This window comes from Pseudoalteromonas ostreae (genome assembly GCF_018069805.1).
Lineage (GTDB): Bacteria > Pseudomonadota > Gammaproteobacteria > Enterobacterales > Alteromonadaceae > Pseudoalteromonas > Pseudoalteromonas ostreae.
Window position 1 is genome coordinate 1 of sequence record NZ_JAGPYN010000017.1, and the last position, 21,771, is coordinate 21,771.

The following is a 21,771-nucleotide window of genomic DNA, read 5'->3' on the forward strand; positions in this document are numbered from 1 at the left end:
AATAATTAAATGTCGTGTGTTACATTGCGATAATAGTAAATAACTTTATCAGTCGATACGTATGAATAATGAAGACAAGGGATTGGAAGGTGAACTGTTCGAAGATTTAGAGCATGTTTTGGCTTCTATTGGACACGCCCTAGTAAACAAGGGAAATAATAAGTTTGCGACGTTTTTTGCCAAATCGAATACATCGATTGAGTTTGATTCGTATGATGGATGGAATGGTGGCACTTCAGTTTGGAAATTGGTTATCGCGTTACCGTACCCAGAATATATTTCTATAGATGACGAAGAGCGTCAAGTTATAGAAAAGTTTATAGATAAAGTTATAGAGCCGTTTGTGCCAGACAGTGGACATTGGATAAATTCGAAAATAACACCTATAGCCATCAATGATACTAATTGGCGTCAGAATATTACAAATAGCACCCCAGCTCTTTCATTCGGTAACGAGCAAAAAATAAATCTTGTAGAGAAGCTTAATCAACTCGTAAATTTGATAACAGGTTACTTAACAGGTGAAACAGTTGATGAAAAAGAATTTTCTGATGTGCGCAAGATTATTCTAGCGAACAAAGAGCTATTTGATTTGACTCCTAGTTGGCTAAAGAAATATCGAACATTAAAGTCATTATGGGGGTTTATACAGCCGAAATATTCTACTTATGCAGAAAGGCGCTCGTTTGTAGATGAAGAATTTTCTGACGCATTTAACTCAATAGAATTTGGAAAATCATCGAGTGACAAACCATTTGAAAACTCTTTGCCAAATAAAAGGGAGTTGAAGAAAGTATTTATAGTTCATGGCCGAAACGATGCTATCAAGTATGAAGTTTCTAGGTATATTGAAAGCTTAGGGTTGGAAGCAATAATTCTCCATGAACAGGTAAGTGGCGGCAAAACCATTATTGAAAAGATAGAGCATTATGCTTCGGTGACACAATTCGCTTTGATTTTATATACTGCTTGCGATTTTGGTCGGGGGGCGCATGAACCAAAAGTTCCGCCGAGACAGAGAGCAAGACAAAACGTAGTTTTTGAACACGGATATTTAATGGCTAAGTTGGGAAGAAATAACGTATGTGCGCTTGTTCAAGGAGATATTGAGATTCCAAATGATATTAGTGGCGTGGTTTATACTGATTTTGACCCTTCAGGTGCATGGAAGTTACAAGTTTATAAGGAATTGAAAGATTGTGGTTACAACCCACAAGAAATTTTAATCTAAACTGTTTCTGTCCAAAAACAAGCTAAAGTGAATGTCCGTTCCTCGCTCTTTGCCGAATTTGGGCTCAGTGCCATGAGGGGACGGTGGTACTAACTCGTTTATGCCCCAAAGTAAGCTAGGGTGACATTGAAGTTTATTTCAAACCTAGTAATTTGACATACTTTTTCCTATCTAACCGCCTACCCAATTTTGTTAATCCACTACAGTCATCTTCAATGAGTTGGAGGCTTATGATTCTCAATCGTGCTTTTTTCCATTATTAATAACATAAACACGACACTACAGTGGAAAAAAACATTATTGTGATTGGTTAATTAATTGGCAATTGAGACGTTTAAGGCGCGAATTTCATTTCCATTTTTCGAGTTTTATTTGTTAGACTGGAATTTAATTTAATCACTGAACCTGTGTTTACACTCTTCCAATCTTCAGGGGGTAAATTCACTCTTATGAACAAAAAAAGAGAACACTCAGTTTTCAAAGAAGCGTTTATTGGTAAGGCATGATGAGCACTATCATGTCGATTTTGAAATTACTTGCAGAGACTAAAATTTATTTTAGAAGAGCCCAAAGAATAAATTAGCGCGATATAGTTGTAGTCAAAAATAAACTAAAGCGGAAAATTGTAGATGATAAAAATAAAAATGTATCCCGCTTGTCAGGGAGATGCTTTTCTTGTCAGTTTTAATAATGAAAGCACTAATATAATTATCGATATGGGTCTAGGAAAGACTTATACCGACTTTATTAAACCAGATTTAACAGCTCTAAAGCATCGTGGCTCTAGTATTGATTTGTTAGTGGTGACCCATGTCGATAACGATCATATCGAAGGAGCTATTAAATTTGTTAAAGAAAATGCAGGGAACAGCGAGATTATAGAAGTTAAGGAAATTTGGCATAACTCATATAGGCACTTGCAGTTCTCTAAAAACGCTAAAGCCTTGGAACATGACGAGATAACGACTTTAAAACAAATTTGTTCTCAAAATAACCTTAGAACTGAACAGGTTGGATTACAAAATGTAAGCATTGAGGAAGGGGTAACATTAGCTGGCCTGTTGTATGGGTACAATTATCCATGGAATATAAAATTAGGTAGCAACGCAGTAATTAAACAAAATGAAGTGGTAAAAATAGCCGATGATGTAGCAATTAGGCTCATTTCTCCAGATGTAAACAAGCTTGAAAAACTAGCTCAAAGTTGGAAGTCAAAATTAGAATCAGAAAAATACGACTTTACTATGAATGATGATGAGCTATTCGATGATGCATTTGAGCAATATATGAAAATGCCAGAGCTTCACTCAAGTGTTCAAGATATATCTAAAAATGATCAACAACTTAATTTTGGAGAATTAGTTAATCTGGTTGGTAAGGATAATTCTGCGACTAACGGCTCATCGATTGCATTTATCATCGAACATAAGGAACATAAATTATTATTTTTAGGCGATGCGCATGAAGATAACGTATATGAAGAACTATCTAGGTTGAACGCCAATGGGTACGAATTGGATTTCGAGCTTGTAAAAGTTTCTCATCACGGAAGTAATAATAATATCTCCAAAAGACTATTAGGTTTAATTTCATCAAAACGATTTTTAATTTCCACAAACGGTAGACATTTTCATCCAGACTTAGGTGCTATTGCAAAAGTAGTAGATAGCGGCATGAGGGCGGAAATTATTACAAATTACCCTCACGATAAACTTGAAACTTTTAGAGCGTCAATAGCCAAGCAAAGTCAAAACGTAAGTTTCAAAACAACAAATCAAATTATAGTTGAGTAATCAAATGGATTTAAGAGAATTAGTAATTAAAGTTGAGTGCGGAACTAAAAGTGGCACAGCTTTTTTTGTAAGTATTAACAGAGCCTTGACTGCGTACCATAATGTCACCGAAGCCGAAGATAATGAAATTATTTGTACTAACAATTCAGGACTCCAAGTTAAGGCAAAAGTCAGTGACCAAATAAACGAACACTACAAAAAACTGGATGTTGCACTATTGGTCTTTGAAGAGACTGTGAATATTCCTCAGGAATTAAGCTTTACCGATTATAAGGAAATTAAATCTGGAACTAACTGGATTTCAAGAGGCTTTCCTTCTGCAAAAGGGGTTTCTGGAGATAATATTTTATTAGGTGATAACAACGTTGTTAATCAACAACTAAGTTCTTTAAGAAATAATAAAGTTGATATTGAGTTAGAACATTCTAAAAAGTTATCTACATATGCGGGCTACTCTGGTTCACCGCTGGTTATTAATAACACCATAGCTGGAATCATTAACCAAGAATTGTTAGAAAATGGAGAGTCAAAAGAGTTAACAGCACTATCAGTAAAGCATTTTAGAGATTTATTGATTTCAGAAGGTATTGAAATTATAGAGAAGAACTCCTCTCAATTAAATCCTTTACGTAAAGTTCTCTCACCTCAATGGTTTGAACGCCACATAAATAGAGCAATTCGAGATTTAGGGGTACGGTATACGCCTGAAGTTAATGTTAAGCTTGGTGTAACCCAAAAAATAGATGCTTTACTTAAAAATGAAGGGTTTTGTGAGGAAGCGAGGGCTGAATTTCATAGATACTTGTTATCAGTTAATAGCTTAATTGGTAACTTTTCTTCATTTTCTCCTTTTGAAAAGACATCGAGTGAACATTCAACGCAGTTAAACCTAATTAATGAAATAACTATAATCAAACAGTCGATACAAAAGCACTTTGAAAACTTTAGCGAAAACATAGGTGTTGCTTTTGATTTCGTAGAATTAGTCAACAAAGCAAAGAATGTCAGTAAGTTAGTAGATAGCTTAGCAAGACTGTATCTAGATAATGCGGCTGCTGATGAGAAAATAGCGGATGCCAAAACAGCCTCAGCAAGGTTCATTGCTTTTTTAGATAATCCTGACAGTAATATTTTACTTGCCAACAAACCTTATTTGCTTCTAAAAGGAAAGGCTGGAACTGGGAAGTCTCACTTGTTAGCAGATGCTGTTGCAGCTCAACAAGGAAAAGACGTTCCTGCTATTTTGTTGCTAGGTCAGCACTTTACAACAGATAAATCCCCTTGGACCCAGATCTTATCGGATATTTTAAGGTTGGACTGCACTGAAAATCAATTTCTTGAAGCCTTAAACGAGATAGGTGAAGAAAGGGGACAAAGGGTGCTTTTTTGCATTGATGCTATCAATGAAGGAAGAGGTAAGTTCTTCTGGGCTGAGCACTTTATATCTTTTGTAAATGACTTTGAAAACTATCCATGGATTAGTTTGATTGTCTCTGTTAGAGATACTTATTTTCCAAAGTTGATACCTGCGAAATTTGATGAGAATACTCATTTGAAAACTGCTACTCATAGAGGGTTTGTTGGTCGCGAGTATGAAGCTATCAAAGTATTTTTCCATTACTATGAGATTAATTTGCCAAAGATTCCTTATCTAAAAGCAGATTTTTCCAACCCCTTATTTTTAAAACTGTTTTGTGAAGGGCTATGCAAAAGGGGATTACATGAAGTGCCAGAAGGATATGGTGGTATTTCAAGTGTGATGAATTACTTCATTGATAATATCGATATGAAGTTAGGTGGCTCGAAATATTATGATTACGATAGTTCGGCAAAGGTATGTCGAAAAATAGTAAATGGTCTAATTAAACACAAACAAGAGAATGACTTGAGCTATATTCCATACGATGATGCATGTGATATTGCGAATAATGTTGTAGAAAGATACACAAGCAAGAGAGGGATTATAGAAGACTTAGTCCATGAAGGGTTGCTATCTAAAAACCTCTATTGGCTTGATGGCGGAGATGATGAAGAAGGAATATATTTCGCTTATGAAAGACTCGATGATCATTTCTTGGCAGACCTTATAGCTCGAACAATTATTACTTCAAAAAATATAAGTAAGATATTTAAAGTAGGTGGGGAGCTATTTTATCTAATCCAAAATGAATATAGATACCAAGGTGTCATTGAGGCTCTATCGATACTCCTACCAGAGTTACACGGCAAAGATCTTTTTGAACTTGTAGACCATGAAGAACAAACAATTATTGATGCATTTATTAATAGTTTGATATGGCGAGATTTGGACACGATAAAAAGCAACTGTAATGATTATATTAATAACACTGTACTTCAGTATGAAGATTCGTTTCATAGCTTTTTAGAGTTTATGTATACGGTAGCTGGTGATGTGAAGCACCCATACAATGCTAACAAGTTGCACAACTTTTTAGTTGGTATGCCACTGGCTGATCGAGATGCAGAGTGGACTATACATTTGCGATACGTATATGAACCTGAAGGTTCGATTGACAAAATGCTCGAATGGCTTCTTCAATCTGATATACACAAAACTTTATCTGATGAGTCTGCGTTACTGGTATCCATCTCAGTATCTTGGCTATTAACTTCTACCACTCTTGAATTGAGAAATAAAGCTACCAAAGCACTTTCAAATATTTTGATAAACAAGCTCCACATTGGGGGCGAATTATTAAGAAAGTTTGAATTAATAAATGATCTATATGTTTATGAAAGAATCTTAGCCGCAGTCTATGGCGCAACATTGAATACAGTTCAATTAAATGAGCTATCTAACTTAGCGCATTATATTGTTGAACATATTTTCCTTAAAGAAGAGGTTTACCCAAATGTTTTGGTTAGGGACTATGCTCGAAATATTGTGGAATACGCGCTATACAAGGAAAAAATTGAATTAACTGATCCTGAAATTATTCGTCCCCCATATAACAGTACCCTTCCGGATAATTACCCTAGCAATGAAGAAATTGATTCATATAAATTTGATTGGGATGGTAAGGGATTTAAACAAATATATGGCTCTCAAAATAGAATATTAAGCTCGATGGTTACTCAGTATAGACGAGGAATGAGTAGTTATGGTGATTTTGGTAGATATACATTTCAATATGCATTGAGATCATGGAAGAATTTAGACCCTAACCTTTTAAGCAATTACGCATGTAAGCTTATCTTTGAAAAATTTGGATACAATGTTGATATGCATGGTCAATTTGATCGTTATGCTGGTAGTGGGGATAGATTTGAAAACAAAGTTGAGCGCATCGGGAAGAAATATCAATGGTTAGCACTATATGAAGTTGTAGCTCGCGTTGCTGACAATGCTCAATTAACAGATTGGGATGGGAATGAAGTTGGTTACTTTCAAGGTCCATGGCAAAACTATTTGAGGAACATTGATCCAACGTTCTCACCTCAAAGAACTATCAGAACTGAACTTCCTGCTCAAATCAATCATGTTTCTTATGAACATTGGGATGATGAAGAACAGGGCTGGCTTACTTCTGAGAATGGTTTACTAGACCCAAAAGAGATGATTTTAAATGGTGAATTTTTATCATTAGAAGGTGACTTTTCTTGGTCTGAACCAGAACGATTAGGTGTTGACCGTGATACTAGTGATAAAAAAAGTTTGTGGTATCAAGTTAGAAGTTATTTAGTTAAAGAATCTGAATATGAAAACCTAAAAGAATGGTTAAAAGATCAAGATTTCATGGGGCGATGGATGCCAGAAAGTAGTGAAAATTATTCTATATTTAGTAAAGAACACTATTGGTCTCCCGCATATCACGATAGAGACGAAGATACTGAAGAAACTCGTTGGCAACCTATAGGGAAAAATCGACTTGACCATAGAAATGAAGAGATTATTGCCGATGTTTTGCCTACTGCTGAAGAACACCGATGGGAGGATGAAGATAGCACTTCGTTTTTAGCTCCACGGATTGAAATGTTTGACGGTATGGGGTTATGTGCGTCAGAAATACCAAGTTGTTGGTTTAATGATAGAGGTCAACTAGCTTGCTTTGATCCTCATGTATTTGGTGAAGAAAAATCTGAGCTGCTGGTAAATCGTAACCTTTTGGAAGAATTTTTAAATAAGAATGGTTTAAAAATTTTGTGGACGGTGCTCGGTGAAAAGCAAACTTTGGGTTCATGGCCAGTCAACAATTGGATCGATATTTCAGGGGTTTACTATCTATGTGGTAACTCAGTTGAGGGTAGTTTTACTGTTAACTTAAAATATCCGGGGTAGAAATCCGTAGAGGGAAGTAAACGAATTACCCCTGAATTTGATTTTGAAGATTTTCTGAAAACAATGTCTGATGAACCAGACTAATTTTGTCGAATAAAGATCCCAGAATACGAGTTTCTTAAATTAAATAGGGTTTGAGTCACAAACTCTATTAAAGTTGGGCAGGAAAAAATGACTGAACTATTGGTAGATTCACAAAATTCATTAAAGTACGAAAGTTAGATAAGCGATAATTGGGAATGAAATCTGTGACAATCTAGCTAGTCTAATACTAAAAAGGCGAACCAAATAGTTCGCCTTTTGCTAACTCATAAATGTCCAAAAACGCGCTAGAGTGGCCATCTGCCTCGCGCTCAAAGTACTCATTCAGTAAGTTTGGTTACACTACTCTTAAAAATCATTATATTGCGGTTACATTTATGCAAAACTGTGATACAGCACTATTGTTTTTCCTAAAACCTAAAACCTAAAACCTCGCACCTTTTCTTCTTTACTTAACCGACAAATCATATTTAAGCACCAGTGCATCAATATAACGGGCACGAAGGGTATGTTGTTTTTCGTGTTCGGCACCATGACTAAGCGCGCGATTTAATAGTTTTAAAGCAGGGTGTAATTTGCTTCGCTCTGCTTGTGTGAGGTTTGGCTTTGTGCGTAATTCGGTTATATCATCTACAACTAAGCGACCAATATCAACGGCGGCGATTTCTTCAATTAAGCCATTTTGAGTTAGCACCCCGTATTTACTGCATAAAAATTGTTGCCACACTTGTTGCAGGTGCTCTTCTAATTCACAACCAAATAGCTCTTCGTTAAATTCAAATCCTTGTTGAGCTAACTTCGTTAAACTTGCACTGTATTGCTGTGCAAAGTAGTTGAAGGCTTGACTGGATGAATCAATTTTTTGCTTGGCTAAGCCTTGTCCCCAGTTAACGCATCCTCTTGGATAGAAGTCGTCGTATTCTTCGCATTCATATAAACCAGAGTAAGAGCTACAACTAAGCTGATTTTTAATACAGTAACTGGGTTTTGGAAATAACCCGTTTTGTTGCCAAATTGCAAGAGTATCTTCATCGATTGCTAAGGCATGACAAAGCTCTTCGCTGTGATAAAAATGGGTTGCTAAAAATCGTGATAAACGCATAAAAGTGCACTCAAGGTTAGAAAATAAATATACTGTTTATTTATACAGCTTTTATTTTGGACTAAGCTCCTTAACAACACAAGTAATTTAATTAATTAGCTATGCAAGACTCGGAAAATGTCTGTTTTTATGTTACAACTACAGCAAGTTTTTTTAAGATTAATTTTTTATGCGCACCCTAGAACAAATTAAACAAGCAAGCCTCATCACAGCTATTAAAACGCCTTATTTAGCCAGTGGTGAAATTGACTTAGCCACCTATGATTTTTTAGTTGAACAACAAATTTCCGCAGGTGTCGACGGTATTGTGGTTGGTGGTACTACAGGTGAAGGCCAGTTAATGAACTGGGAAGAGCATTTAATGCTGATTGCGCACAGCGTTAATAAGTATTCAGAACAGTTGGTGATTGTTGGTAACACTGGCAGTAACAATACCCGCGAAGCCGTTAAAGCGACAGAGTATGGCTTTGCCAGCGGTATGGACGCAGCACTACAAATTAACCCTTATTATGGCCGCACATCGATTGCCGGTGTGCTTGAACACTTCAAACGAGTGCTGGCAATTGGTCCTGCTTTTATTTACAACGTAGCAGGGCGTACAGGACAAGATTTAACCCCTGATATTATTGAGCCCTTAGCAGAGCATGAAAACTTTATTGGTGTTAAAGAGTGTGATGGGAATGAGCGTATTAATCATTACGAGCAACAAGGCATTGCGTGTTGGTCAGGTAATGACGATGAAGCACATGATGCTCGCCATACTTATAAAGCGCATGGGGTGATCTCGGTAACCTCTAATTTAATCCCAGGCTTGTATCGCCAATTAATGGATACAAAAAATGATGAGTTAAACAGCTCGTTACAGCCATTAATGAATTGGTTATTCTGCGAGCCAAATCCTATCGCGATTAATACTGCCTTGATGATGACAGGTGCAGTCAAGCCTGTATTTAGACTGCCGTATGTGCCATTAAATGAGCTGCAGCAAGCGCAAGGGGTTACGTTGATCAATCAACTTGATGATGTTGCTGTTGTAGGTGGCTCTAAAGCCACACCATTAAATTTAGACAATACAATTATTCTGCCATAATTTAGTTTGGGCTTTAAAAGATCGCCAACCATTGTTGTTATTGCTTAGCAAAGTATGCTTTGAAAAGGTCAAACACAAAAATGGCTGTAGAAGAGAAAAGGTAATTCTAGTTGGTTTATATATTTAAAAACTAACTGTTTGCCTTAAATTACTGTATAATTTGCGACCCTTGATAATGTGGCCGCAGGTTATACAGCATGAATTTTAAATCTTTTAGTTTTGCCCCTGAACTTCTTCAGGCGTTAGATGAACTTAACTATCACACCCTTACGCCCATTCAACGTAATGCTATTCCAGCAGTACGTAAAGGCAAAGATGTTTTAGCCAGTGCCCAAACAGGCACCGGTAAGACAGCTGCTTTTGCTTTACCAATTATTCAAAAATTATCTGAAGTTGAATACACAAAAACTAATGCACCACGTGCCGTAGTGCTAGCACCAACCCGTGAGCTTGCAGAGCAAATTGCAAATAATTTTACTGATTTTGCGAAGTACACCAAGCTTAAAACTGTGAGTTTATTTGGCGGTGTTAGTACGGTAGGTCAAGCTAATGGCTTAAAAGCGGGTGTCGATATCGTAGTCGCAACACCGGGTCGTTTACTGGATCATATTCGTTTAGGTAATCTAAGCCTTGCTGACGTACAACATCTGGTGCTCGATGAAGCTGACCGTATGCTTGATATGGGCTTTATTGGTGATATGCAAACCGTGATCAATGGCTGTGCTGAAGATCGCCAAATTTTGTTGTTCTCTGCAACATTCCCAGCGGCAATTAAACAGTTTGCTAGCAAAGTACTCAAGCAAGCTGAAATTGTCCGTGTTGATCAAACCAACAGCACTGCTGCAACCGTTCATCACGTGGTTTATCCAGTTGAAGAGCGCCGTAAACAAGAGCTACTTTCTGAATTGATCGGTAAGAAAAACTGGCAGCAAGTGTTAGTGTTCGTCAACATGAAAGAAACCGCTGATGAGCTAGTTAAAGAATTAAACTTAGATGGTATCCCGGCTGCTGTGTGCCATGGTGATAAAACCCAAGGTAATCGTCGTCGTGCATTAAGTGATTTTAAAGCGGGTAAAGTACGCGTACTCGTGGCTACAGAAGTTGCCGCTCGCGGGATTGATATTGATGATTTACCACGTGTAATTAATATTGACTTACCATGGCTTGCTGAAGATTACGTACACCGTATTGGTCGTACAGGTCGTGCCGGTAAACAAGGCCAAGCAATCTCATTTGTTAGCCGCGAAGAAGAAAACATGTTGTTTGAAATTGAAACCTTAATTGGTCAAAAAATTCAGCGTGAATATTTACCTGGTTATGAAGTAAGTAACCGTGAAGTATTGATTGATAAAATTGGCAAAAAACCGTCGCATTTACGTCGTAGCCATTCAAATAAACCATCAGGTCAAGCAACTGGTGAAGCACGAGCTAAAAACCGTTCACGTATCTCAAACGTACGTAAAACCTTAAAAGGTGCCAAACTTTCGTTAAAGAAGTAATGGTATAAGTTAAGTTATTAATACCAAAAAGCCTCAATAAATGAGGCTTTTTTGTGAACAGTGAAAAAATACTTAGCTATTTTTCTCAAGCATAGATAACGCTAATGCTTCAGCGGCTTTTATACCATCAATACCTGCGGATAAAATACCACCTGCATAACCCGCGCCTTCACCTGCAGGGTATAAACCTAGAGTATTAATACTTTGCATGCTTTTATCACGTTTAATGCAAATTGGTGATGAAGTACGGGTTTCAACGCCCGTTAATAAGCCATCGTTTGATGAAAAACCACGAATTTGCTTATTAAATGCAGGAATTGCTTCACGAATGGCATCAATTGCATAGTTAGGTAATACGTTTGCTAGATCAGTAAGTTTGATACCTGGTGTGTATGAAGGCTTTACATCGCCTAAGTCACTTGAATCTTTACCTTTTAAGAAATCGCCAATTAACTGTGCTGGTGCATCGTAATTACTACCACCTAGTTCAAAGGCTTGCTCTTCTAGTTTTCGCTGCAGATCAATACCAGCTAATGGGTGACCTGGGAAATCTTCTTCAGGAGAAATCCCCACAACAATGGCACTGTTAGCGTTGCGTTCGCTGCGAGAATATTGACTCATGCCATTCGTTACCACGCGACCTTCTTCAGAGGTTGCTGCAACCACAGTACCGCCTGGGCACATACAAAAACTGTAAACAGTACGGCCGCTGTGACAATGGTGAACCAGTTTGTAATCTGCAGAGCCAAGGATCGGGTTACCAGCATTATTACCAAAACGGCATTCATCGATCATAGATTGTTTGTGCTCAATTCTAAAACCAACTGAAAACGGTTTTGCTTCAACGTAAATCCCTTTATCGTGTACCATTTTAAATGTATCACGTGCGCTGTGACCTACCGCAAGCACAACATGACGGGTATCAAGTTGTTCACCGGTGGATAATTTCAGTCCTGTTACTTGGCCATCATCAAGTAGGATGTCATTAACGCGGGTGCTAAAACGAATTTCACCGCCGAGCGCTTCAATACTTGCACGCATTTTTTCAATCATAGTCACCAGCTTAAAAGTACCAATGTGCGGTTTGCTGACATACATAATTTCTTCTGGTGCGCCCGCAGCTACAAATTCAGTGATCACTTTACGACCATAATGGTTTGGATCTTTAACTTGGCTATAAAGTTTTCCGTCAGAGAATGTTCCTGCGCCGCCTTCACCAAATTGCACGTTTGACTCGGTATTTAGAGTACGTTTTCGCCAAAAACCGAAAGTGTCTTTGGTACGTTCACGTACTTCTTTACCACGTTCTAAAATAATGGGTTTAAACCCCATTTGCGCCAGTATTAAACCAGCAAACAGTCCACAAGGGCCAAAGCCTATTACCACAGGACGTTCTTGAATCGTAGCTGGTGCTTGAGCAACAAATTTATAGCTGGTGTCAGGGGCTGGTTTTACATGTTGGTCTTTAGCAAACTGAATTAATAATTGCGCTTCATTATCAACCTCAATGTCGAGGGTATAAATAAGTAAAATGGCGGTTTTTTTACGGGCATCGTAACCACGTTTAAAGACATTAAAGCTATGGAGTTGGCTGTTATCAATGCCAAGTTTAGTTATAATTGCTTGCTTTATGGCATCTTCGCCATGATCAAGTGGCAGCTTAATTTCTGTTAAACGTATCATATTTAGTCTCTGTTAGGTGTCTTAGCAGTCGCTGACGCGAGTTGCTCACAATAGCGAGCTATTTTACGTTAATTTAAGCCTCGATGGCAGCGATTATTTATTGTATTTTGGCTGTGGTTGGGTATGATCTCCAGCTGTATTAAGATATGTTAGGCAAACGTTAAAATGGCATTTGTAGTCACTGAAAACTGTATAAAGTGTAAATACACTGACTGTGTAGCAGTGTGTCCAGCAGATGCGTTTTATGAAGGCCCTAATTTCTTGGCGATCAGTCCGATTGATTGTATTGATTGTGGTTTATGTGTTCCAGAATGCCCCGCTGAAGCAATTTATCAAGAAGATGAATTACCTGATTCGCAACAAGAATTCACCGAACTGAATGCCGAACTTGCTCTTATTTGGCCGCGTATCACTGATGTAAAACCAGCCCCTGAAGATGCCGATACCTGGAATGGTGTGGCCGATAAATTAAAGTTAATTGAGACCTAAAATCTCAGCTTTTTTCTTGATTAGTTAATTAAAATAACATTTTTGCAATTAAACTATTAACAAATGTACCTGCGTGAGTTACAGTTGCTACTTAACTTACTCATCCGAGTAACTGAGTATTAAATGGATGTTTATGCAGTATATAAAATTAATAACGTTACCTGTCTGGGTTTTTGCTTTATGTAGTACGTTTGCACACGCTGCGCAACAAAATTTTAGTTTAGCGCATATTGAGCAAGGTATTGAGCTTGATGGGCAGTTGAGCGAACCGCACTGGCAACAAGCCACTTTAATTCCTTTACGCTATCAAAATGAACCCAACGAAAAAGGCACACCACCTGTAAAAACAGACGCTTATATATATGAAGATGGCAACTATTTATATCTTGGTTTTGTTGCTTATGATAATGATCCCGGTCAAATACGTGCATCACTTCGAGATCGCGATACATTATGGTCGGATGATAATATCGCATTGATGATTGATACTTTTAACGATGAGCGAACAGGTTATGAGTTCTACGTAAACCCACTCGGTGCACAGGGTGATATGCGCATGACCGATACCGATGGCTGGAGTGAAGACTCATCGTGGGATGCGATTTGGGACAGTGCAGGGCAAATAACTGAGCAAGGTTATGTGGTTGAAATGCGTATACCATTTACAGCATTAAGGTTTCCTAAAAATAAAGCCGATATGACATGGGGATTTGCGCTGTGGCGTAATTATCCTCGAGATGTTTTATATCAATTATCCAATGTAGGTTTTGACCGCGACGTGAAATGCAGTTTTTGCCAGTTTGATAAAATAACTGGCTTTAATGCCATGGAGCCGAGCAAAAATATTCAATTAACACCGACCTTGACTGCTCTTCGCAATGATGTAAAAGAGGCTGTACCAGGGGACTGGCAAAATGGTGATATTGAGACTGAAGCTGGACTCGATTTACGTTGGGGTATTAGCCAAGATGCGGTTATCAATGCCACCATTAACCCAGATTTTTCGCAAGTAGAAACAGATAGTTTAGAGTTGGATGTCAATACGACATACTCTATTTATTATGCTGAGAAACGTCCGTTCTTTTTAGATGGTGCATCGTATTTCAAAAGCAGTTTATTTGAGCTTTTATATACTCGTACAATTGCCGAGCCTGAAATTGGCGCCAAAATAACAGGTAAAACAGATGCACATAGTTATGCCTTTATGTATGCGGATGATGAAAATACCAGTCTTTTTTTACCGACTAACCAAGGTTCTGGCTTTGCTAATTTAGCTGAAAAATCAAAGTCAGCGGTTGGCCGGTATCAATACGACATTGGCGAGCAGGGCACTATAGGGGTGATGAGTACCCACCGTGAAGCGAATGACTATCACAATACCGTACTGTCTGTAGATGGTAGTTATTGGTTTAATCAAACAGATAGTGTGTTGTATCAAGTTGCTAGCTCTGATACTAAAAACTCCGCCTTTTTAACTGATAACTATGGCTTGGAGAAAAATCAATCTGATCAAGCTTATAAGCTCGAGTTTTCTCGCGAGAAAAGGGATTATAAGCTACTTGCCAGTTACGAAGATATTGGTGAGGATTATCGTACCGATGTTGGCTATCAAGAAAAAGTGGATTATAAAAAAGCGTTACTAGGCGGCGGGCAAACTTGGTACTTAGACGCAAATGAGATGATAACCGAATATTCTTATAATGTTGATTGGGACAAAACCTGGGCGCAAGATGGTAGCGTGCTTGAAGAAGAGTACGAAGGGTATATTTTTTTAAAAGGCCAATTACAGTCATCCTTAGAGTTTGGTTTGATCCATCGTAATGAGAGCTATAAAGATGATTTCTATAATCAAAATATCGGCTTTATCTATGGTGGTTTTAACCCAAGCAAAGATTTACGTATTACGCTCTATAGTGAGTTTGGTAGTAAAATAGATTACAGTAATGAGCAGTTAGGTGATTTATTTACCCTAGAGCCAGAACTTACCTGGGACATCAATGATCATTGGCAACTACAGCTTGAACACAGTTATAGCCGTTTAGATAACCCACAAGGTGACAATGTATTTACAGCGAATCTAACCGATTTACGAATTTACTATAAATTTAATATGCGCTCGATGCTGAAACTGATTTTACAGTTTGAAGATATCGACAGAAATCAAAATGCTTATTACTATGCTGTAAATCACATCAACCGAGATTATGGCAGCCAGCTTGTTTACTCATATAAAATTAATGCACAAACATTATTTTATTTGGGTTATTCAGATAAAGGCTATCAAGATGACTCATTAAAAAGTATAGAACGCGATCAACGTACTTTCTTTACTAAATTAAGTTATGCATGGCAGCTTTAAATTACATTTTAATGCAGAGTTATTTTATAGGTTGCTATGGCGTCTCTTACCACAGGTTCAAGACCTTTCAATCCCCACTGTTTACCGGTCTCAATCGCTTTTTCAATTGGCTGGTTAAGCTCTGTTGCGTTATAAAGTGCAATCAGTGCTCCAACTCGGTTACCACTTGCACAATGCAGTAATGTTGGGCTCTCAGATGCTTGCGCTAATAATTGCTGCAGCTTTTTTGCATTTTCAATATTGATATCGGCTCTTGATGAAATGGGCAGGGAAAAGTATTGCAGTCCTAAATTGGACACTAAAGCTTGCTCATCCCAATTATTTTCTCCATCTGCGCGTAAATTGATTACATACTTTATGCCTTGCTCTGCCAGCTGCTGAAATTGTTCTTTAGAAGGTTGTCCTGCGGTATAAATGTGTTGTTGCGGATTCGCATAATAGGTTAAAGCAATGGACTTTATATTAGCTGATGCAGGTGGCTGCGCATAACTTGTTATACTGTTCGAAAAACATACTAAGGTGATAATAAAACATACTCTTTTCATAATTTTAGACCTTGTTGAAGTTGCTACTATGGTTAAACTAGATAGTTTAGTTTTTCAAACAGGTTAGAGCCAGTCAATAATAATGCCAGCAATAGCTGGCATTATTTATCGTTCATTAAGGTGTGTAATAAATTGGTGAGCCAGGTCCTACTGGCAAACCAAATACAAACACCCACAAATAAAATAGAGCAACCCAGCCGACAAAAAAGATCATACTATAAGGCAGCATGGTGGCGACTAAAGTGCCTATTCCCATGTCTTTTTTATATTTAGTGGCAACGGCGAGGATCAAGCCAAAGTAACTCATCATTGGGGTGATCAAGTTGGTGACAGAATCACCAATTCGATAAGCCGCCTGAATGGTTTCTGGCGCATAGCCAATCAACATGAGCATTGGGACAAAGATAGGCGCAGTGATTGCCCATTGTGCAGATGAAGAACCTAAGCTTAGATTAACTAATGCACACATCAATATAAATAATACAAATACTTCAGGACCGGTCAGATTGAGAGCTTGTAGCATAGCAGCGCCATTTATGGCTAAAATAGTCCCTAAGTTAGTCCACTTAAAAAAGGCGACAAACTGCGCGGCAAAAAATACTAATACAATGTACATACCCATTGAGCTCATACTTTTGCTCATCGCGTTGATCACGTCTTTATCGTTTTTCATGGTGCCTACTACACGGCCATAAACGAAACCTGGTATACCAAAGGTAATAAAAATAAATACCACAATCCCTTTAGAAAAAGGTGAGTGGGCAAATAAGCCTGTTTCAGGATGGCGCAAAATGCCATCTGCAGGTACGATTGTCCAAGCAAGTAGTAGTGATACTAATAATAATGATACTCCAGCCCATTTTAGGCCTGACCTTTCTTTGGTTGTGAGGCCTTCAATATTATTTTGCGCTAGATCAGCTGTGGCATCATCGGGGTTATATTTACCAAGACGGGGTTCAACAATTCTTTCAGTGACCCAAGTGCCTAATACTGCGATTAACAATACCGATATCATCATAAAATACCAATTCGCTTCGGCACCTACTTGATAGTTGGGGTCAATCATTTGTGCTGCAGGTGTCGTGATACCTGCAAGTAGCGGATCTATGGTGCCAAGTAATAGGTTAGCACTGTAACCGCCCGATACACCGGCAAAAGCTGCGGCTAAGCCCGCTAATGGATGACGGCCTAAACTATGGAAGATCATTGCGGCTAAAGGAATTAATACAACATAACCAAGTTCAGATGCGGTATTAGATAAAATAGCGGCAAATACTACCATAAAGGTAACTAAGCGTTTAGATGCCCCCATTACCATGCCCCGCATTGCAGCAGATAATAGCCCTGAATGTTCGGCAACGCTGACACCTAATAGTGCAACAAGTACCGTGCCTAAAGGGGCAAAACTGGTAAAATTAGTAACGAGGCCCGTTACTATACGTTGTAAACCCTCAGCACTTAGCAGGCTGACAACTTCAATTACGCCGTCAGGTTCACGACCTGCGGAGCCAATTGGACGAGGATCAATTGCACTTAATCCAAACCAATCAGCAATACCACTGAAAACGATAATGGCCACACAAAATAGGGCAAACAAGGTAATTGGGTGGGGTAACATGTTCCCCAAAAACTCAACCGAGGCTAAAAATCGGTTAAATAACCCCGATTGTTTTTCTTCGCTCGATGAGTCGGCAGTGTCGACGGCTTTTGACATAGCAAGGCTCTTAAAATTGAAAAATTTCCGCAATCTATCATTTTTAAGCATGATTATCATTAATAAACGGTGGTTTACCAATCTGGGTACGAAAAATTGTTAATTAGGCTATAGCTCTGTCTTTGCAAAATTATGGCAAGCTTATTTTCATCGCCACGTAATTGCTGCACAACCTTGGCATTAAAAGCCAGGGTTGTGCTTATTAGTTGCGAGAATGTGGGGGGGACTGCTATGTATACTTACATCTCATGGATTATATTTCCCAGCTTTTTAAGGAAATCATCCTTATGTTTTTCATGTTGATAATCAAGGTGATAGGTGTTGTGAAAACCAAATTTAAGCAATACACCACTGCCTTTAAGATAAATGGTATAACCATCAATATCTGAGAATGCGGTTAACCCTTTGTAGTGTTTTCCTTCATTATTTATTTCTCCATGTTGGATGATCTGCTCATAGACGGCTAATATTTGTTTTCCTTCGATGTCATTTTTCATCACTACTCCAATGTCGTTTTGATAATTAAACTAATACGAAACCTAACTCTATTTAGTTTATACCATGTGATGATAAATGAACCGAAAAGTTCACCGTTGTCGCAAAATTACAATCAGCCGAGAAAACAACCATGCTAGAGTATATTTATTTTAGGGATAACAATGATGAAATCTAAATATATTATGCTGCTGTGGGTCTGTTTATGCTTTTCAAGTAGTCAACATTTGTTAGCAAATGAGTCTGATTTGGTTTTAAAAAACCAACAGGGCGAGCTGTTCGAGCTGAGTAACATCGTTGGCAAAAAGCCTGTTTATTTAAAATTTTGGGCAACTTGGTGTAAACCGTGTATTGAGCAAATGCCACACTTTCAGCATGCCTATAAACAGTATGGAGATACAATCGATACAATAGCAATAAACATTGATCTAAATGATGATCCTAGAGCTGTTGCAGCGGTTAAAAAACAGTTTAATTTAACTATGCCAATCATGAGTGATCATACCGCAAAAGTTGCTCAGCATTATCAATTTATAGGCACTCCTTTTCATGTGTTACTCGATAAAACGGGCAAAGTAATTTTTCAAGGTCATGAAGCCGATAAAGCACTTGATAATACACTGCGATTATTATCACATGATGGCGTGGTGGCAAAGGCCCACTTGTTAGATGAAGGTAATAAGCAAGCTGCGACTGCTTTAGTTATTCCAGAGTATGGCTTAAAGGCTGTGTTATATACGGCAACGTGGTGCGATTGGTATTTAGCTGATACTCGCCCGAAAATGGCAACAAACTGTGCTGCAGCTCAAAAGCAAATCAATATATTAACCAACCAGGGGATTGATATTGAAGCGAGGGTTAGCCAATTATGGACAGATCAAGCGGCTGTTGATGAATACATCGAAAAATTTAAAGTCATACATCCAGTGTATATTGATCACGGTAATGATCTATTTATTGATAATGAGATTAACAAAGTGCCAGCATTATTGATTTATAAAGATGGCAAAATAACAAATAGAATTACTGATTTTTCAAGTCCAGTAAATCTACAAAACACACCATAATTAGCTTTGAAAACGCGCAAATCTAGCCTATGCTCTAGGCTCATTCATCAGTGAGCTTAGAGCATGATAGATAAGGCGTTATTACTTAAAACTCGCGAGTTATCAGATCGATTAATCGCCCTACAAACCCCGATACGAATCTTAGATGCGATAAATTGGGATAAAAGTATAAAAGAAGAGTTTTTTAGGCATAAATGCCAAAAAAATCCACTGGTTGATAAAGCCTATTATCAGCAACGGGATCTAGGGTTTGTACCCAGTGAGTTACGCCAAGCGTTCTCTGATTTAAACCGTAATATCATTAGCCAGCTTGGGCAACTCAATCCAATCACGCAGTATATGAGTAAAATGTGTGCTGAATATAAAACAGTACTCAATATGCTTGAATACCGAGGCACCGCTGAGTTTCACGATTTATCGGTGGAATTGTTTGGTCACCCAAAAGATTTATTTCATGCCGGTGAGCCATCGCTGTCAGAGCTTGCTAATATGCTCGAACTACCACTTAAAAACCTGCTTGCTGCGGATATTTTACCTGATGATCCAAAAAATATTGATGCCGATGCTGCGGTTAAAATTCTTGCGGAGCAAGTGAGGGCTAGCATGACTGGTATCGATGTTGAAGTGATCATTAGTGACGGTATTGTCAGTGATGCAGCTGCTGGTGCTAATAATATAAAGCTAAATCAAGATGTTAAATTTTCTCAGCGTGAACTCGATATTCTAGAAGTCCATGAAGGCTGGATCCATGTCGGCACCACGCAAAATGGTTTAGCGCAACCTTATTTAACCTGTTTGAGTAAAGGCACGCCAAGTTCCACAGTAACCCAAGAAGGGCTAGCGGTGCTGACTGAAATCATCACCCTTAAATCAACACCACGGCGTTTATCAAAACTTGTTAATCGTATTCAGGCAGTGACAAAAGTAATAGACGGCGCAGAATTTGTGGATATTTACCGAGATTATGTGGCACAAGGATTAAGTAAAGATGAAAGTTATACGCTTGCGCAACGAGTTTTTCGTGGCAGTACAGCGACAGGTTTACCGTTTACAAAGGATATCGCTTATATCAAAGGGTTTGTATTGGTTTACAATTTAATTCGGGTTGCTATACAACTTGGTCGCATCGATCAATTACCTTTGCTGTTAGTGGGTAAAATCTCGATTGATGACTTTAGACTAATATCACAATTACATGATTTAGGTGTAATTGAAGACCCTAAGTTTGTTCCGCCACATTTTAAAGATTTACGTGGTTTAGCAACCTGGCTTAGCTTTGGCCGTTTTATTGGCAACCTGTCTTTTGAGCAGCTAGAAAACGATTATAAACCACTATTTTTATAGTGATTATTTGTTATTAGTAACGAAATAAAAAACGCAGTTTGAATGAGTAACTGAGGAAGCCTTCATATCAATAGTGAAAAAATAAATACTTAGTCAGCAAGTATTTTACTGTTCTTTTTGCTTTAATACAGACACTTAAGGTTGATAGTTTGCAACCTTAAGTGATGTATTAAAATGGACTAACGAGCGTTAGTACTTTCGAAAATTTTATCGGCAGAGGCTGCAACAAAACCAGTGTAAAGTTCGCCATCAGCTTTTGCATAGCGCAGGGCAAACTCATAAAAACAACTAGGTACGCTCATCGTCGTGTCACTAAACTCTACGGCAAAGTCGTCGGCAAGGGTTGATGATTGCTCAAGTAATACCTCTGGTGAGCCTTTTACTTCACCGCCAGAAATATTAAGGGCAAAACCAGCATCTTTAAGTGCTTGGTTAACATCTTCAATTTTATCAAATTTGGCAAGTTCATTAATGTTCACGGTGAAATGATTAGCACGGTAACCCCATGCTGACATCCATGCTGCATATTCGCTTTCAGCGAGTAACTGTTTATAAGTTTCAGAACTTACTTGCCAATGGGTGCCTGAATATAAGAAGTCTTCTGCGGTTACGGCATCTGCATCTATGCTGGCAACCAGCTCATTAACTATTTTTTGCAGTTGTTCAGAACACTGCTCTACAAGTAATTCGGAAATAAACACTTTTGGTTGCTTTGGATCACTATGCTCATAATGTTTAGCATACAATTTTTTAGCTTCAAAATGATATTCACCACATTCTTTATAACCGACTGCTAAAAAATGCGCGGCTAACTTTTCCAGACCAATTTTTTCATGATTGAAAGTGCGTAGTGCAATATGGTCGTTGATCACATCATCTTGTTGTGTCGAGCCTAATAGCTCATGAACTTTTACAGCTGACGGCGTTACCGCCAAGTAGTTTTGCCATAGGTTGTCAAATAGGGCATTTACATCTGTGTGCATTTTTAATTCCTTAATTTGGTTTAAATGGTGTGTAG

General features: G+C 38.1%; 15 protein-coding genes. 9 read left to right on the top strand and 6 right to left on the bottom strand.

Features of this window, described 5'->3' with window-relative positions:
- Positions 1 to 61: 61 nt before the first annotated feature.
- From J7338_RS14210 to J7338_RS14220, 3 genes are all read left to right on the top strand, one after another.
- The gene (locus J7338_RS14210; protein ID WP_210797668.1) at positions 62 to 1,231 is read left to right on the top strand and encodes a TIR domain-containing protein; all 1,170 of its coding nucleotides are present in this window, start codon (positions 62 to 64) and stop codon (positions 1,229 to 1,231) included.
- Between the two features lie 629 nt (positions 1,232 to 1,860).
- Positions 1,861 to 3,024, top strand: a complete 1,164-nt coding sequence (locus J7338_RS14215) for an MBL fold metallo-hydrolase (protein WP_210797669.1) — start codon at positions 1,861 to 1,863, stop codon at positions 3,022 to 3,024.
- 4 nt (positions 3,025 to 3,028) lie between these two features.
- On the top strand, positions 3,029 to 7,324 hold the full coding sequence (locus J7338_RS14220) for a serine protease (RefSeq protein WP_210797670.1): 4,296 nt from the start codon (positions 3,029 to 3,031) through the stop codon (positions 7,322 to 7,324).
- 490 nt (positions 7,325 to 7,814) lie between these two features.
- Here the strand turns inward: J7338_RS14220 and J7338_RS14225 are convergent, their stop codons facing one another.
- Positions 7,815 to 8,468 carry a DUF6058 family natural product biosynthesis protein gene (locus J7338_RS14225; protein WP_145236013.1) on the bottom strand — a complete coding sequence of 218 codons (654 nt, stop codon included), beginning with the start codon at positions 8,466 to 8,468 and terminating at the stop codon, positions 7,815 to 7,817.
- A 169-nt stretch (positions 8,469 to 8,637) separates the two neighbouring features.
- On the opposite strand from J7338_RS14225, the gene dapA reads away from it, so the two are divergent.
- Together dapA and J7338_RS14235 are read left to right on the top strand one after the other, a co-directional pair.
- The gene (gene dapA, locus J7338_RS14230; protein ID WP_210797671.1) at positions 8,638 to 9,558 is read left to right on the top strand and encodes a 4-hydroxy-tetrahydrodipicolinate synthase; all 921 of its coding nucleotides are present in this window, start codon (positions 8,638 to 8,640) and stop codon (positions 9,556 to 9,558) included.
- Positions 9,559 to 9,755: 197 nt separating this feature from the next.
- Entirely contained in the window at positions 9,756 to 11,057 is a 1,302-nt protein-coding gene (locus tag J7338_RS14235; protein WP_210797672.1) for a DEAD/DEAH box helicase, read from the top strand.
- 72 nt (positions 11,058 to 11,129) lie between these two features.
- Here J7338_RS14235 and J7338_RS14240 read toward each other — a convergent pair whose 3' ends face one another.
- The gene (locus J7338_RS14240) at positions 11,130 to 12,740 is read right to left on the bottom strand and encodes an NAD(P)/FAD-dependent oxidoreductase (RefSeq protein ID WP_210797673.1); all 1,611 of its coding nucleotides are present in this window, start codon (positions 12,738 to 12,740) and stop codon (positions 11,130 to 11,132) included.
- Positions 12,741 to 12,905: 165 nt separating this feature from the next.
- On the opposite strand from J7338_RS14240, the gene fdxA reads away from it, so the two are divergent.
- Together fdxA and J7338_RS14250 are read left to right on the top strand one after the other, a co-directional pair.
- Positions 12,906 to 13,229, top strand: coding sequence for a ferredoxin FdxA (gene fdxA, locus J7338_RS14245; RefSeq protein ID WP_145235999.1), 324 nt, complete (start codon positions 12,906 to 12,908; stop codon positions 13,227 to 13,229).
- 133 nt (positions 13,230 to 13,362) lie between these two features.
- Positions 13,363 to 15,588, top strand: a complete 2,226-nt coding sequence (locus tag J7338_RS14250) for a carbohydrate binding family 9 domain-containing protein (protein ID WP_210797674.1) — start codon at positions 13,363 to 13,365, stop codon at positions 15,586 to 15,588.
- Between the two features lie 8 nt (positions 15,589 to 15,596).
- Here the strand turns inward: J7338_RS14250 and J7338_RS14255 are convergent, their stop codons facing one another.
- From J7338_RS14255 to J7338_RS14265, 3 genes are all read right to left on the bottom strand, one after another.
- A complete protein-coding gene (locus tag J7338_RS14255; protein ID WP_210797675.1) occupies positions 15,597 to 16,133 on the bottom strand; it encodes a protein tyrosine phosphatase family protein in 537 nt (178 codons plus the stop codon).
- Between the two features lie 115 nt (positions 16,134 to 16,248).
- Positions 16,249 to 17,847: an AbgT family transporter gene (locus J7338_RS14260; protein WP_210797676.1), complete on the bottom strand. Its 1,599-nt coding sequence runs from the start codon at positions 17,845 to 17,847 to the stop codon at positions 16,249 to 16,251.
- A 239-nt stretch (positions 17,848 to 18,086) separates the two neighbouring features.
- A complete protein-coding gene (locus J7338_RS14265) occupies positions 18,087 to 18,344 on the bottom strand; it encodes a DUF3081 family protein (RefSeq protein WP_210797677.1) in 258 nt (85 codons plus the stop codon).
- Between the two features lie 162 nt (positions 18,345 to 18,506).
- Between J7338_RS14265 and J7338_RS14270 the strand changes: the two genes are divergently transcribed.
- Entirely contained in the window at positions 18,507 to 19,409 is a 903-nt protein-coding gene (locus J7338_RS14270; RefSeq protein ID WP_210797678.1) for a TlpA family protein disulfide reductase, read from the top strand.
- 63 nt (positions 19,410 to 19,472) lie between these two features.
- Entirely contained in the window at positions 19,473 to 20,753 is a 1,281-nt protein-coding gene (locus J7338_RS14275; protein ID WP_210797679.1) for a flavohemoglobin expression-modulating QEGLA motif protein, read from the top strand.
- Between the two features lie 179 nt (positions 20,754 to 20,932).
- Here the strand turns inward: J7338_RS14275 and J7338_RS14280 are convergent, their stop codons facing one another.
- Positions 20,933 to 21,736 carry a DUF1338 domain-containing protein gene (locus J7338_RS14280; RefSeq protein WP_210797680.1) on the bottom strand — a complete coding sequence of 268 codons (804 nt, stop codon included), beginning with the start codon at positions 21,734 to 21,736 and terminating at the stop codon, positions 20,933 to 20,935.
- Positions 21,737 to 21,771 lie beyond the last annotated feature (35 nt).

Coding starts and splice junctions, on each gene's coding strand:
- J7338_RS14210 (WP_210797668.1), top strand. CDS start 62: ATGAATAATGAAGACAAGGGATTGGAAGGTGAACTGTTCGAAGATTTA.
- J7338_RS14215 (WP_210797669.1), top strand. CDS start 1,861: ATGATAAAAATAAAAATGTATCCCGCTTGTCAGGGAGATGCTTTTCTT.
- J7338_RS14220 (WP_210797670.1), top strand. CDS start 3,029: ATGGATTTAAGAGAATTAGTAATTAAAGTTGAGTGCGGAACTAAAAGT.
- J7338_RS14225 (WP_145236013.1), bottom strand. CDS start 8,468: ATGCGTTTATCACGATTTTTAGCAACCCATTTTTATCACAGCGAAGAG.
- dapA (WP_210797671.1), top strand. CDS start 8,638: ATGCGCACCCTAGAACAAATTAAACAAGCAAGCCTCATCACAGCTATT.
- J7338_RS14235 (WP_210797672.1), top strand. CDS start 9,756: ATGAATTTTAAATCTTTTAGTTTTGCCCCTGAACTTCTTCAGGCGTTA.
- J7338_RS14240 (WP_210797673.1), bottom strand. CDS start 12,740: ATGATACGTTTAACAGAAATTAAGCTGCCACTTGATCATGGCGAAGAT.
- fdxA (WP_145235999.1), top strand. CDS start 12,906: ATGGCATTTGTAGTCACTGAAAACTGTATAAAGTGTAAATACACTGAC.
- J7338_RS14250 (WP_210797674.1), top strand. CDS start 13,363: ATGCAGTATATAAAATTAATAACGTTACCTGTCTGGGTTTTTGCTTTA.
- J7338_RS14255 (WP_210797675.1), bottom strand. CDS start 16,133: ATGAAAAGAGTATGTTTTATTATCACCTTAGTATGTTTTTCGAACAGT.
- J7338_RS14260 (WP_210797676.1), bottom strand. CDS start 17,847: ATGTCAAAAGCCGTCGACACTGCCGACTCATCGAGCGAAGAAAAACAA.
- J7338_RS14265 (WP_210797677.1), bottom strand. CDS start 18,344: ATGAAAAATGACATCGAAGGAAAACAAATATTAGCCGTCTATGAGCAG.
- J7338_RS14270 (WP_210797678.1), top strand. CDS start 18,507: ATGATGAAATCTAAATATATTATGCTGCTGTGGGTCTGTTTATGCTTT.
- J7338_RS14275 (WP_210797679.1), top strand. CDS start 19,473: ATGATAGATAAGGCGTTATTACTTAAAACTCGCGAGTTATCAGATCGA.
- J7338_RS14280 (WP_210797680.1), bottom strand. CDS start 21,736: ATGCACACAGATGTAAATGCCCTATTTGACAACCTATGGCAAAACTAC.